General features: G+C 35.4%; 13 protein-coding genes. 5 read left to right on the top strand and 8 right to left on the bottom strand.

Features of this window, described 5'->3' with window-relative positions; genetic code table 11:
- Positions 1-1,161 (bottom strand): glutamine-hydrolyzing carbamoyl-phosphate synthase small subunit, encoded by a 1,161-nt coding sequence (gene carA, locus B6C84_RS03985; RefSeq protein ID WP_086353980.1) that lies wholly within the window; start codon positions 1,159-1,161, stop codon positions 1-3.
- Positions 1,162-1,430: 269 nt separating this feature from the next.
- Here carA and argF point away from each other — a divergent pair, with 269 nt between their 5' ends.
- Positions 1,431-2,441, top strand: a complete 1,011-nt coding sequence (argF, locus tag B6C84_RS03980; RefSeq protein ID WP_086353979.1) for an ornithine carbamoyltransferase — start codon at positions 1,431-1,433, stop codon at positions 2,439-2,441.
- A gap of 97 nt (positions 2,442-2,538) precedes the next feature.
- On the top strand, positions 2,539-3,036 hold the full coding sequence (locus B6C84_RS03975; protein WP_086353978.1) for a phosphatidylglycerophosphatase A family protein: 498 nt from the start codon (positions 2,539-2,541) through the stop codon (positions 3,034-3,036).
- 64 nt (positions 3,037-3,100) lie between these two features.
- On the opposite strand, the gene nadK is transcribed toward B6C84_RS03975, so the two are convergent.
- Positions 3,101-3,979, bottom strand: a complete 879-nt coding sequence (nadK, locus tag B6C84_RS03970; protein ID WP_086353977.1) for an NAD(+) kinase — start codon at positions 3,977-3,979, stop codon at positions 3,101-3,103.
- A gap of 154 nt (positions 3,980-4,133) precedes the next feature.
- Between nadK and grpE the strand changes: the two genes are divergently transcribed.
- Positions 4,134-4,718: a nucleotide exchange factor GrpE gene (grpE, locus tag B6C84_RS03965; protein WP_086353976.1), complete on the top strand. Its 585-nt coding sequence runs from the start codon at positions 4,134-4,136 to the stop codon at positions 4,716-4,718.
- A 45-nt stretch (positions 4,719-4,763) separates the two neighbouring features.
- Here the strand turns inward: grpE and def are convergent, their stop codons facing one another.
- Positions 4,764-5,276, bottom strand: a complete 513-nt coding sequence (def, locus tag B6C84_RS03960; RefSeq protein WP_034903137.1) for a peptide deformylase — start codon at positions 5,274-5,276, stop codon at positions 4,764-4,766.
- Positions 5,277-5,434: 158 nt separating this feature from the next.
- Between def and dprA the strand changes: the two genes are divergently transcribed.
- Positions 5,435-6,535, top strand: coding sequence for a DNA-processing protein DprA (gene dprA / locus B6C84_RS03955; protein ID WP_165755139.1), 1,101 nt, complete (start codon positions 5,435-5,437; stop codon positions 6,533-6,535).
- A gap of 100 nt (positions 6,536-6,635) precedes the next feature.
- Here dprA and rraA read toward each other — a convergent pair whose 3' ends face one another.
- From rraA to B6C84_RS03930, 5 genes are all read right to left on the bottom strand, one after another.
- A complete protein-coding gene (rraA, locus tag B6C84_RS03950) occupies positions 6,636-7,127 on the bottom strand; it encodes a ribonuclease E activity regulator RraA (protein WP_065579104.1) in 492 nt (163 codons plus the stop codon).
- A gap of 91 nt (positions 7,128-7,218) precedes the next feature.
- A complete protein-coding gene (locus B6C84_RS03945) occupies positions 7,219-8,121 on the bottom strand; it encodes a 1,4-dihydroxy-2-naphthoate polyprenyltransferase (protein ID WP_086353974.1) in 903 nt (300 codons plus the stop codon).
- Positions 8,122-8,192: 71 nt separating this feature from the next.
- The gene (locus B6C84_RS03940; RefSeq protein ID WP_086353973.1) at positions 8,193-9,380 is read right to left on the bottom strand and encodes an ABC transporter permease; all 1,188 of its coding nucleotides are present in this window, start codon (positions 9,378-9,380) and stop codon (positions 8,193-8,195) included.
- Between the two features lie 14 nt (positions 9,381-9,394).
- Complete coding sequence (locus B6C84_RS03935; RefSeq protein ID WP_086353972.1) at positions 9,395-10,534, bottom strand: ABC transporter permease; 1,140 nt, start codon at positions 10,532-10,534, stop codon at positions 9,395-9,397.
- Complete coding sequence (locus tag B6C84_RS03930) at positions 10,516-11,487, bottom strand: HlyD family secretion protein (RefSeq protein WP_086353971.1); 972 nt, start codon at positions 11,485-11,487, stop codon at positions 10,516-10,518. Before B6C84_RS03930 ends, B6C84_RS03935 begins: the two co-directional genes overlap by 19 nt.
- A 335-nt stretch (positions 11,488-11,822) precedes the next feature.
- Here B6C84_RS03930 and B6C84_RS03925 point away from each other — a divergent pair, with 335 nt between their 5' ends.
- The gene (locus tag B6C84_RS03925; RefSeq protein WP_086353970.1) at positions 11,823-13,112 is read left to right on the top strand and encodes an NAD(P)/FAD-dependent oxidoreductase; all 1,290 of its coding nucleotides are present in this window, start codon (positions 11,823-11,825) and stop codon (positions 13,110-13,112) included.
- Positions 13,113-13,186: the final 74 nt, after the last annotated feature.

Below are 13,186 nucleotides of genomic sequence, written 5' to 3'. Positions count from 1 at the left end.
TTATTGCTCCTGCTTATAAATTTTAATTAATTCGATAAAGTGATCAAAAAGTGGCGCAGCATCGTGTGGACCTGGACTGGCTTCAGGGTGTCCTTGAAAACTAAATGCAGGTTTTTGATTGTGATGAATACCTTGTAATGAACCATCGAATAACGATTTATGTGTAGCTCGTAAATGAGTCGGTAAAGTAATTTCGTCGACAGCAAAGCCATGATTTTGCGCTGTAATCATTACCCTATTATTTTCCAGATCTTTAACTGGATGGTTACCACCATGGTGACCAAATTTCATTTTGATAGTTTTAGCACCACAGGCTAGTGCTAACAGTTGGTGCCCCAAACAGATACCAAAAACTGGAATATCGGTAGTCAGAAACTGCTTAATCGCTTCAATGGCATAAGTACAAGGCGCCGGATCTCCTGGACCATTTGATAAAAAGATACCATCCGGATTCAGTGCCAGCACTTCATTTGCTGGCGTTTTAGCGGGAACAACAGTTAACTTACATCCACGCGCAACTAACATCCGTAAAATATTTTGTTTAACACCAAAGTCATAAGCAACAACATGATAAGGTAATTCACTTTCTGCTTTTGGAGTTGGATGCTCTTGTTGAATTGTCCATATACTGCTGGTCCATGTATAACTTTTACTGCACGTCACATCTTTAGCCAGATCTAAACCACTTAAACCCTTATATTCTACTGCCTGCTGTTTGGCATTTTCTGCTTTATCAAGTAAGGTCTGTTTATCATTTGCGGTAATAATCACGCCATGTTGTGCCCCTTTTTCACGTAAAATACGTGTTAAACGACGTGTATCAATATCAGCAATCGCAATCACATTATGTTTTTTTAAATAACTTGAAAGATCCATTTCGCTACGATAATTACTTGCGATTAATGGTAAATCTCGAATAATCAATCCTTTTGCATAAACTTGTGTTGATTCATCATCAGCACTATTGGTACCAACATTACCAATATGCGGATAAGTTAATGTCACTATTTGTTCACAGTATGAAGGATCGGTAAGAATTTCTTGATACCCTGTCATAGAAGTATTAAACACAACTTCACCAACAGTTTGGCCATCAGCACCAATTGATTTACCAATAAATTGCGAACCATCTTGTAAAATAAGGAGGGCATAAGTTTGCATGATTAAACGACCTTTTGATTAAATAATCAATAATTATGAATAAAAATTCAATTAATTGTTTTCTAAACAGACAATATTTGGCCATTTTATTACAATTTTTTAAACAAAAAAAGCAGTATTATAAAAAATAATTAAACAATAAAGTCTAATTTTTTAGACTATTTCATAATTTAACACCAATATTACATCAATATGAAATGTTTAACTTGAAATTGCATAATTATTCAAATAGAATCTTAATAATTTTTTATGGCTATTAGGAGCTCTGTATGCACGGTTTTTATCAACGTCATTTTTTACGTTTACTTGACTTTACTCCAGCAGAAATTAATCAATTAATTAATCTAGCTATTGAATTAAAAAAAGCCAAAAAACAAAGTACTGAAAAACAACATTTAGTTGGTAAAAATATTGCGCTTATTTTTGAAAAAGACTCAACCCGTACACGCTGTGCATTTGAAGTTGGTGCATTTGATCAAGGTGCACAAGTTACCTATTTAGGACCAAGCGGTAGCCAGATTGGACACAAAGAATCAATTGCGGATACAGCTCGAGTATTAGGCAGAATGTATGATGGCATTGAATACCGTGGCTATGGGCAAGAAATTGTTGAAACCTTAGCTAAATATTCTGGTGTTCCGGTTTGGAATGGTTTAACCACTGAAGCCCATCCAACCCAAATTTTAGCTGATTTTATGACTATGCAAGAACATATCGGTGAGCGAGCATTAAGCAGTGTTAAATTTGCCTATTTAGGTGATGCACGAAATAATATGGGAAATTCGTTAATGGAAGGTGCGGCATTAATGGGTATGGAAATTCGTTTAGTTGCACCAAAAGCCTGTCAACCCGAAGCTCAATTAGTGCATAAGTGTCAAGAGATAGCCAAAACGACAGGTGCTAAAATTATTTTAACGGAAGATGTTGCTTCAGGTGTTAAGGATGTTGATTTTCTTTATACCGATGTATGGGTATCGATGGGCGAACCGAAAGAAGTGTGGGATGAACGAGTAAAATTATTAACACCATATCAAGTAAATCAGGATGTCATCAATTTAACTGGTAATCCAGAAGTCAAATTTATGCACTGTTTACCGGCATTTCATGATATGAATACCACTGTTGGTAAACAAATGGCTGCTCAGTATGGTTTAAAAAATGGTTTAGAAGTGATCGATGATGTATTTGAATCAAAACATAGCATCGTGTTTGACGAAGCAGAAAACCGCCTCCATACGATAAAAGCGGTAATGGTTGCAACGTTAACTAAAGACGAATAATATAGTTGATTATCACTAATGCTTAGCTTGATTTAGCTAAGCTGTTTTTTTGCCGACTTTAAGTCGGCATTATTTTATCTAAAAGACCTTTAACATAATGACAAAACAAGAGCGAAATAAAGACTTTAAAAAATATGTCCAATTAACAAATCCTATCCATCTACTCGCGGTGGGTTTAGGATCGGGTATGTCACCTATTATGCCCGGCACAATGGGATCAGCAATGGCTATTCCACTTTGGCTGCTATTTGATGGTCTGCAACCATATTTATATTGGGTGTTGATTGTTGTCGCTTTTATTTTTGGTTGTTTTTTATGTCAAAAAACGTCGGATGATACTCATACTCATGATTCAGGACATATAGTATGGGATGAATTTGTTGGTATGTGGATTACCCTATTTTTTATTCCACAAATATCTGTTTTATGGATTGCTATTGCTTTTTTTGCTTTTAGAGTCTTTGATATGGCCAAACCTTGGCCAATCCGCTGGTTTGATAAACGCGTGCCGGGTGGATTTGGCATTATGGTTGATGATGTGATCGCCGCAATCTTTTCATCATTAACGGTTTATGCCTTAACCTTTATCATTTAAAAATAAATCTATCTTTAAATGATAATTTCAATATGAAAATAAGGGTTACTTAGTATAGCAACCCTTAAAACATTTTTTGTGACCAACCTAACTTACTCGATAAATTATTAAAATAATCATAGTCTTTAGTATGGATTAGATTAAATTCATAATTGGAGCGACGGATTATCACATCTTGGGTTGGCCTAACCGGTAAAATAATTTGGCTATCACAAGCAATATTAAGATCCAAAGCGGTAGTTGGAAATTTAAGATGAATCGGATCATCACTCTTAATAACTAAAGGTCTAACTGCCAAAGAGTGTGGAAACATTGGTGTAATAATTAACGCATCTAAATGTGGTGCAAGAATTGGACCACCGGCCGATAGTGAGTACGCGGTCGAACCGGTCGGTGTTGCAATAATTAAGCCATCAGCACGTTGTGAAAACGCATTACGCTCATTGATATAGACATCATAATCAATCATATGGGCAACCGTATTGGGGGTAACCACTATTTCATTTACCGCAAAACCAGAATTAATTAACTGACCATCACTATAGATTGATACTTCCAGCAAAAATCGAGGATCATCATCATATTCACCTTTGATAACTGGGGTTAATTGTTCGATGACATGATCATGAGAAATATCGGTTAAAAAACCTAAATTACCTCGATTCACCCCAATTACTTTGATTTTATAGTGTGATAAGTGACGCGCAGAACGTAACATATTGCCGTCACCGCCCACCACAATGGCTAAATCTGCTTGTTCACCAATAGTATCGAGAGACGCATAAACATTGCTAGGTAATTTAATATATTGCGCTAATCGATCTTCAACCAAAACTTCAATACCTAAGTTAACTAGCCAGTCATATAGTACTTGGTGAGTTTCAATCGCCTCTAACTTACGTGGAATCCCAACCAAACCAACACATTTAAATGGTCTACCCATAAAATATCCTTGTTTATTTTTGACTTAAGTACAATTATTTTTTAGTTATCAATTAAAAAACACGATATCATCTTATCGTTAAACTTGTAATAATAAAAATTATCCCCATAATAACTGTTATTCACTAAGTTTTCGACTAAATTTGGAGTACCGTATGACAGAACAAGAGAACAATATGTCAGAAAATGAAACCAACATTGAAACCCCAACTGAGCAAAGTACTGAAGAGCAAACCCCATCACAACCAAGTGTTGAAGATCAGTTAAAGGCTAAAGATGCTCGCATTAGCGAACTTGAACAAGCACTGCAACTTGCTAAGAAAAACGAGAGTGAAGCAATGATTCGTGCTCGTGCTGAAATTGATAATGTACGCAAACGTGTTGAACAAGATGTTGATAAAGCACGTAAATTTGCTCTTGAAAAATTCTCAAATGAACTTTTACCGGTGATTGATAATCTTGAGCGGGCATTAGAATCTACCGATAAAAATAATCCTGAACATAAAGCAACGGTAGAAGGATTAGAGCTAACACTTAAATCATTTTTAGATACGGTCAAAAAATTTGGTATTGAAGTTATCAATACAGCTGATTCACAGCTAAATCCTGATCTGCATCAAGCAATTAGTATGGTTGAATCACCAGAACATCAATCAGGACAAATTGTTAATACTATTCAAAAAGGCTATACACTTAATGGCCGATTAATTCGACCAGCAATGGTGATTGTAGCTAAATAACGTTAGGCTATATAGTAAAAACCGCCAAAATAGCTGGCGGTTTTTTTATCGATTTTTCTGCTCCTCACGAGCTAGTTTTTTCATCTTTTGTTCAATACGTTGCCGCTTTAATGGCGAGAGATAATCAACAAACAGTTTACCTTTTAAATGATCCATTTCATGCTGAATACAGATGGCTAACAGTTCATCTGCATCGATTTCGTAAGGATTACCATTACGATCTAACGCTTTAATCTTGATTTTTTCTGATCTTGGCACAAATCCACGGCAGTCAGGTATCGATAAGCATCCTTCTTCAATGCCTGTTTCACCTTCTTGACTAATCACTTCAGGATTAATAATCACATAAAGTTGGCTTTTATCTTCTGACACGTCAATCACAATAATTTGCTCATGCACATCAACTTGCGTTGCAGCAAGCCCAATGCCATGTTCAGCGTACATGGTTTCAACCATATTATCGATAATTTCTTGTAGCTCAGGTGTAAAATTAGAGACAGGCTTAGCAACTTTGCGAAGTCGTTCGTCTGGGAAACGTAATACCGGTAAAATAGCCATAAATTCTTCGATCTACTCCTCAATTTGGTGTTTTCTCAATTTCGTATACATTGTAAACATTTATTATGCCCATGAATAGCCTTAGTTGGCTATTGGTAAAATATATCTAATCAATTCTAGATATGGTTCAAGCGAAAGATGTATATAAAAGGGCTGTAATGAGTAAATATGAATTTTTATTGCGAATTTCAATGCTTGGCCATAAAAGAATGGGATATTTTGAGAAAATAGGGCTATATTTTAGCTCCGGTCTACCTAATAAAATAAATAATGTTCCATTATTATTGGAAAAGATAGGCATTTGTAAAACACTTCAAAGTCATTTTTTTGCGATTTCCTATCTTCATTTTGAACCCATCCTTGATTGGTTAGCTACTACTAACCCGGCTAAACATTTGATTGCTTATTGTGATTCAGATTATCCAACATTACTTAAACAAATCAGTTCACCACCGTTATTGCTATTTGTTATGGGCAATAAACAACTATTACATTCACCACAAATTGCGATGGTAGGTAGTCGTGAATTTAGTGAGTATGGTGCACAATGGGGAAGATATTTTGCTAGTGAATTAGCCATTAATGGCTTGACGGTAACTAGCGGACTGGCACTGGGTTTAGATGCGATCTGTCATCGTGGTGCACTCGATGTATCAGGAAATACTATTGCCGTTTTGGGTAGCGGTTTAGCACAAATCACACCTCGTTCAAATGTTAGATTAGCCAATGATATTTTGTCACAAAATGGGGCTATCATTTCAGAATTTTATCCATTTGAAAAAGCCAGATCCGAATACTTTCCGCGCCGCAATCGTATTATTAGTGGATTAAGTTTAGGGACATTTGTGGTTGAGGCATCGGAAAAAAGTGGATCACTTATTACTGCTCGTTATGCGCTTGAACAAAATCGTGATGTTTTTGCTTTGCCGGGTGATATTGATAATCCAAATAGCCATGGAAGCCATTATTTAATCCAACAAGGCGCTTATCTGGTTACCAAACCAACCGATATTTTAGAACATTATAGTGGCTTTTTATCATCTCTTAATCGACAGAATAATCATGAAAACAAAGAGTGTAATACCGTTTTATATCCAGAAATTTTTGCTGTTATTCATCATCAGCCTATTGCTGTTGATACAATCGCTACGCTAGTTGGTTTACCCATTCCTGAGTTAACCATTAAATTATTAGATATGGAAATAGCTGGCTTAATTATCACCGTCACCGGAGGCTATATTCGTAACCGCACGATATAAAATTATCAGAAAAAATTGAGGAACGGGGTTTTTCAACATAAAAAACCGCTGTAAAGATACTGCGGTTCCTTAAAAAGAATAACTAAAAAGAATAACCAAGTTATTTATCGTCTACTTCAAGTGCAATTTCAGATAAGATAATGCCAGTATTATCAGCATAGATAAAGTCGCCAGAGAAGAACGTCACGCCACCAAAGTTAACGCGAATATCTATTTCACCAACACCTTGATCATCAGAGCCGACAGGAATTGCCGCTAGTGCTTGCACTCCAATTTCAGCATCGGCGATATAATCAACTTGGCGCACCGCTCCATAAACAATGATACCTTCCCATTGGTTTTGTAGGGCAATATCAATTAATTCGGCATCTATCAATGCTCGACGCACCGAACCACCGCCATCAATAACCAATACTTTCCCTGCACCATTGGATTGTAACACTTCGTACAAAATGCCGTTATCTTCAAAACATTTCACGGTGACAGCTTGGCCAGAAAATGAAGCCACACCACCAAAGTTACTAAATATCGGTTCGACAACGTTCACATCTTCTGGATAGTAATCGCAAAGAATTGATGTATCAAATTCCATGGTCGAGTCTCCTTATACTGTATAATATCTATTCGGTTCTAGTATAACGCTAACATGAAGTAAAACGATATAAATTTGGAATAAACGTGAGCTAGCTCAAAATAATACCTAAACAATAAAGTAAATTAGTCAATAAAGCAAGTTTGACCATTTGTACTAATAGTGGCACAGCGTCTTTATTCGTATTAAATTTAAACACCATGTACATATGTTTGAGATACAACGGCAGTGTTAATAAAAAGATACCACTGCAATAAGTGTGTAACTGTTGATAAGCAAATAAACCAAAAAAAGATAATGATACAATTAACAAAACTAACTGATAACAACAACCATAAGTTTTGCCAATCAGCACAATCAAAGTCCGTTTATGATGTTGTTTATCACTTTCATAATCACGCAAATTATTAATATTTAGCACTCCCACAGCCAACAAACCACTAGCTATTGCAGGAAAAACGATTGATGCTGATAAAGTTTTAGTCTGTAAATAATAACTGCCCATCACACCAACTAAGCCAAAGAAGATTAACACCGATAGATCACCTAAGCCAATATAGCCATAAGGTTTTTTACCGACAGTATAAGTAATTGCTGCGATGATTGAAGATAAACCTAATAAGATAAAAATTAATAATTGATAACCGTTATTACAGGCTAACCAAAGTAGAGTCAATCCTGAGCAAACACACAATATAATGGTGATCCAAATAGCTATTTTTAACTGATTAAGAGTGATTAGACCTAGCTGTAAACCACGTTGATGGCCGATTAAATTGTGTTTATCGCCACCTTTAACCGCATCACCATAATCGTTGGCTAAATTGGATAAAATTTGTAACAGCGCTGCAGTAATCATTGCTAACAACATAATTATTAGATCAAAAGAGTGTTGCCAATAGGCAAGCGCATTGCCCAACAAAATAGCAGAAAACGATAAAGCTAATGTTTTCGGACGTAAACTAATAATCCATGGATAACATTTATTGGCCATATAACTGTTTTTTTGCGAAAAAATCAATCATTCATCATATCAGTAATTGATAGTATATTCATCCATTAGCATTAACTAATTGATGGTTTATTATCAATTTTTTGATTATTGGAATGCATAAATTTCTTTATTTTTCTGATGTATCCTCTGATTTTACCCTCTCGTAATGCAGCAATAAAAAAGCCTAACGAACCATAAATTGCACCAAGAAATAGAATCATAAAGATATTAAATAAATTATCTGACAAACCTAATCCCATCTGATTTACGCCAGCAATCATATTGGTTGCCCAGGTTGATGGTAACATCCGTGATACCGTTTGTACCCATAACGGCATAGCATCAAGTGGCCATATGGTACCGGATAGATAAAATACCGGTGTTGTCAAAAAAGCTAAAGTTAAATAAATCATCTCGGTTCGATGTAAACATTCAGTCAGTAATTTACTTAAACCTAATACGCCTAATAATAGCGGAAATGTCATCACCAAAATCGCTGGTATACTAGCTAATTGCCGATAACCAAGCACCCATGGCCATAATCCAAACAGGACTAAAGATAAAAATAACCATATCGGAATAAGGCCACACAAACTACCAAATATGACAATTTTTGGCGGTTTGCCTTGTGGTAGTGAATGCAAAGTTAGATTAGTTCGTGTTGAAGCTATTAAAAAGGTATGTTGCAATAACATAACTAACAAACCAGGGAAAGTTATCGCCGCAAAACTGATACCAGCATTATAAAGCGGCATTGTTTGCCCTTTAATTGGTGATAAGATGATATTAATCTGAGGATCAGAAAAACCACTATTCCGCATCACCCGCGTATTATATTCGGTCAATATTTGTTGATATATTCCTCTAATATCCACCTGTATCAAACCATTTGCTAAACGGCTAGATGCATCGCCATAAGCAGGGATTGTCACATCTTCACCATTCAATAGTCGCTTTTCAAAATCCCGTGGAATGGTGAACACCGCAAATAACTTACGGCTGTTAATATCATCGTAGGCTTGCAATGAATTTTCATAAGTAAGCACATCAATTTTGGAACTGGTATTTAAAGAACGAATCAGACTTCGACTGGTGGTAGTATGATCTTGATCAACAATCGCAACCGGCAAATTGGTGATGGTACCATTCACATATACTAAACTCATTAACGAAACAGACACTAACAGCAACAGCCACATTGGTCGCATTAGCATATAAAAAAACATTTTTACTGCTGAAGATAGAAATAGCTTAAGCATGCCAACATTGCCTCTTACTGTGAATGTAAACGTTTGACTAAACGTTTTCTTACTAATACTGTAATAATTATTGGATAGATCATTAAAATAGCGCAGGTTTTCAATACGGATAGATAACTAGAATGCCGTAAAAATAGATCGAATAATTTATTAAGCGCATAGGTTAAAGGTTCAAGTGACGAAATAAATCTCGCTATCCACGGCATTGACAGTTCTGGCACAACTACCCCCGAATAAGTTAATGCCAATCCAACTAATACCCCAATATAGGTATAGGCATCTAATACATTTTTAGTAAACGTATAAAGTAAAATACCGATACTTTGTGCTGCAATCACATAAAAAAACACTACGAACATCATGGCGAATGGAGAACCGGATACTCGAGCATCAGAAAATAACACCAGCATTGCAATTTCAAACATTAATAACATAGTATACCAAATGGTATAAGGTGCTAATTTACCCAAAACAAACGGATAATTAGGTCGAGTTCGTTTAGGTAATTTTGATAAAATATAAATAGTTGTCGTTACAACAAATAATTGTAATAGATGTACCACTGCAGAAAACTGCTGAAAGTACATTGAGTTACCACTGGCATTAAATAGCCCATCATAATTGAAATTAACTTGTGCAAGTTTTGGTACTGGCAAACCAATACTCGTCGCCATAGTGGTACGATATTGAGTATTTAATGAGGCAATCAAACCTGAATAATCCATTATAGAATAGAGGCCGGCACTATAGTATAAAGCATTATAATAGAGCATCGGCGTTGGTTGACGACCTGCTAACACATCAGCTTCAAAATTAGGTGGAATATACAAAATAGCGTAGATTTTTGCTTTTTCTAAATCGCGTTCTGCGCTCTCAAGCTGATTATCATAATTGAATAAATTTGCATGCGCACCAGCATTAAGATCGCGAACAATTTCACGAGATAAAATACTTTTATCTTGATCGACATAGCCTACTGGCAGATCAAATAACACACCTCGGTAAAAGATACTACTGATGATCACAAAGATAATCAGCGGTAAAATCCACATTAACCAGTGGAAAGTAAAGCGCTTAAATATATCTGGGATTTCATCGTTAAATGCGTCTTTAAAGCGATGCCAGAAGTCTAAAATTAGTCGTTGATTTTCCATAATGTACTCATACCTGCACGTAAGCCTTCTACAGGTTTAGTTGGATAAAGTCTAATTTCAAACGTTTTTAAATCAAAATCACCAGTCGCTCGGGTTGCCCGTTTAGTAGCATAATCTCCCATTGGCGCAATAAAACGAATTTCAGCTTCAATTTCTTTATTACCAAGCGCAGGAACTTCCAGCTTAACATGATCACCTTTGTGAATATTAGGCATAATATTTTCACGCAGATTAAACACAAAATAAGCTTGCGGTAAGCGAATAACCGTTAATAGTGGACTATTAGGATTAAATAGCTCGCCAACTTCAGCTGGAATTGAACCTACTTCCCCATCTACTGGCGCTTTAACTTGCAAATCATCATATTGGATCTGTAGTTGTTTAAGCTGCTCTTCAGCCTCTTTTAATTTAGCATTATAGATTTCACGTTGTTCAACCCGATCGCCATTTTTGGCTTGATCTAAATTAGCTTGAGCTGACAATACTTGTTGGTAAGCCGCATCGCGAGTTTTTAGCGTACTATCTAATATTGATTGAGAGACAAAACCTTTGGCCGAAATCGCTTTGTTACGATTGTATTCTTTAGAGGCGTTATCATAAGCAACTTTAGCTTGTTCAAGTAATGCTTCATAATAACGAATACTCTCTTCACGAGTACCATTTTGAGAAAGTTGCACTTGTGCTTGCGCTTGCTCTCTGGCTGCTTCAGCGGCTTTAACTTGCGCTAACAATTCAGGACTATCGAGTGTAATTAAGATATCATTTTGCTTAACATCATCACCTCGATTGACATGAATAGTCTGCACTCGCCCCTTTGCTTTTGAGGAAATGCTAACATTAGGTGCATCCACTTCACCTTGCAAAATTAGCTGGCTACTATGAGCACGAATTAAAATCGTCATTGAAATTAAAATAACAATCAATGCAATTACAATAAAAATTTTTTTATTCATATATTTTTTAGATTAATAAGTATCAGATAAGACCTAAATAATTAGGATAATTGTATGTAATAAAGAATTAGCATACTTCAATTACAAATATTATATCATGGGATATCGTGCTGAATTTAAACAATCAAAGCTATATTTTATGCTCAAATAACAATTAGAAGGAATTATTTACAACTATATTACAGATTATTCTATTTTAGCCTTAAATAAATTTCAATAATTGTAAACCATCATTTTAATAGATTTTATTTATAAATGTTATCGGTCAAAAGAAATAGATAAAAACCTACTTATTTAGTATGATATTTTTTAATTGAAATAATAAGGCTTAAAATATGCAAAAAATAATTATTATTGGCGGTGGTGCTGGCGGTTTAGAGCTTGCTACCGACCTAGGCGATAAATTAGGCAAAACTGATAAAGCTCAAATTACCTTAATTGATAAAAACAGTTATCATTTATGGAAACCACTATTACATGAAGTAGCAACTGGTGTACTTGATGAGCAAGTTGATAATATTTATTATGCATCGCAAGGACAACAGCATAATTTCGAATTTACTCAAGGTACCTTCACCAACCTTGATCGCAACCAAAAGCAAATTAGCATTATCAATCATAACGATGAAACTGTTCTTGTTGATTATGATATTTTGGTTATCGCTATTGGTAGCACATCTAATGACTTTGGTACTCCTGGTGTGAAAGAACATTGTATTTTCTTAGATGACCAAAATGCCGCTATTCGCTTACGTGAAACTTTAATTAATAAATTTACTGGTTTTTGTTCGATCATTGATGACGAGCAAACCAAAAAAGAAGATAAAATCCATATCGCTATCGTTGGCGGTGGCGCGACTGGTGTTGAATTAGCTTCTGAACTACCTCATATGGTGGAAACATTTGGTGCTTGCGGTCGTAATAAAATGTGTTCCGATCTGTTAGATGTTTCAGTCATTGAAGCAACCGATCGTATTTTACCGGCTTTACCAGAAAAAACCGCAGCTAGTATTACTAAAACACTTAAAAAACAAGGGATTCATGTATTAACCAATACTATGATTACTAAAGCGGAAAGCGATGGATTTTATCCGAAAGAAGGCGAAACCATTAAAGCCGATATGATGATCTGGACTGCCGGCGTTAAAGCTCCTGATTATTTAAAAGAGATCGCTGGTCTAGAATCAAGCCGATCAAATCAATTAGTGGTAAAACCAACATTACAAACATCTCGTGATGACAATATTTTTGTTATTGGTGATTGTGCATACGCAATGAAAGACAATGGTCATGCTTCACCACCTACCGCTCAAGCAGCTCATCAAATGGCAAAAATTTGCTATGAAAATATTGTTAGATTATTAAACAACCAATCATTAAAAACATTTAAATACACTGATAAAGGTACTGTGATTTCATTACATGATACTGCTGAAGGTGTAGTCAAATTAATTGGTAATAGTGAAATGGGAGTGAAAGGATTTTTCGCTTTAATGATCCACAAACTACTCTATCGTATGCATCAAGCAAGCTTACTTGGTATTTTCAAAACTATTCGTTTCGCCAGTGCTAGCAAATTTATGTATAAAACCAAATCAACTTCGATTTTTAGTAATCGTGATTAATTGCTAAAAAATATTTAACAGCTACTGAAAAATTTTGTTAAGTAGCTGTTTTCGCTTATACTATTATCATAATT

Origin of the sequence: Gilliamella apis (assembly GCF_002142155.1) — a bacterium.
Lineage (GTDB): Bacteria > Pseudomonadota > Gammaproteobacteria > Enterobacterales > Orbaceae > Gilliamella > Gilliamella apis.
This window is presented reverse-complemented; position numbering and strand designations above follow the sequence as displayed.

Coding starts and splice junctions, on each gene's coding strand:
- B6C84_RS03935 (WP_086353972.1), bottom strand. CDS start 10,534: ATGGAAAATCAACGACTAATTTTAGACTTCTGGCATCGCTTTAAAGAC.
- B6C84_RS03975 (WP_086353978.1), top strand. CDS start 2,539: ATGACAAAACAAGAGCGAAATAAAGACTTTAAAAAATATGTCCAATTA.
- nadK (WP_086353977.1), bottom strand. CDS start 3,979: ATGGGTAGACCATTTAAATGTGTTGGTTTGGTTGGGATTCCACGTAAG.
- B6C84_RS03945 (WP_086353974.1), bottom strand. CDS start 8,121: ATGGCCAATAAATGTTATCCATGGATTATTAGTTTACGTCCGAAAACA.
- dprA (WP_165755139.1), top strand. CDS start 5,435: ATGAGTAAATATGAATTTTTATTGCGAATTTCAATGCTTGGCCATAAA.
- carA (WP_086353980.1), bottom strand. CDS start 1,161: ATGCAAACTTATGCCCTCCTTATTTTACAAGATGGTTCGCAATTTATT.
- B6C84_RS03925 (WP_086353970.1), top strand. CDS start 11,823: ATGCAAAAAATAATTATTATTGGCGGTGGTGCTGGCGGTTTAGAGCTT.
- rraA (WP_065579104.1), bottom strand. CDS start 7,127: ATGGAATTTGATACATCAATTCTTTGCGATTACTATCCAGAAGATGTG.
- argF (WP_086353979.1), top strand. CDS start 1,431: ATGCACGGTTTTTATCAACGTCATTTTTTACGTTTACTTGACTTTACT.
- B6C84_RS03940 (WP_086353973.1), bottom strand. CDS start 9,380: ATGCTTAAGCTATTTCTATCTTCAGCAGTAAAAATGTTTTTTTATATG.
- grpE (WP_086353976.1), top strand. CDS start 4,134: ATGACAGAACAAGAGAACAATATGTCAGAAAATGAAACCAACATTGAA.
- def (WP_034903137.1), bottom strand. CDS start 5,276: ATGGCTATTTTACCGGTATTACGTTTCCCAGACGAACGACTTCGCAAA.
- B6C84_RS03930 (WP_086353971.1), bottom strand. CDS start 11,487: ATGAATAAAAAAATTTTTATTGTAATTGCATTGATTGTTATTTTAATT.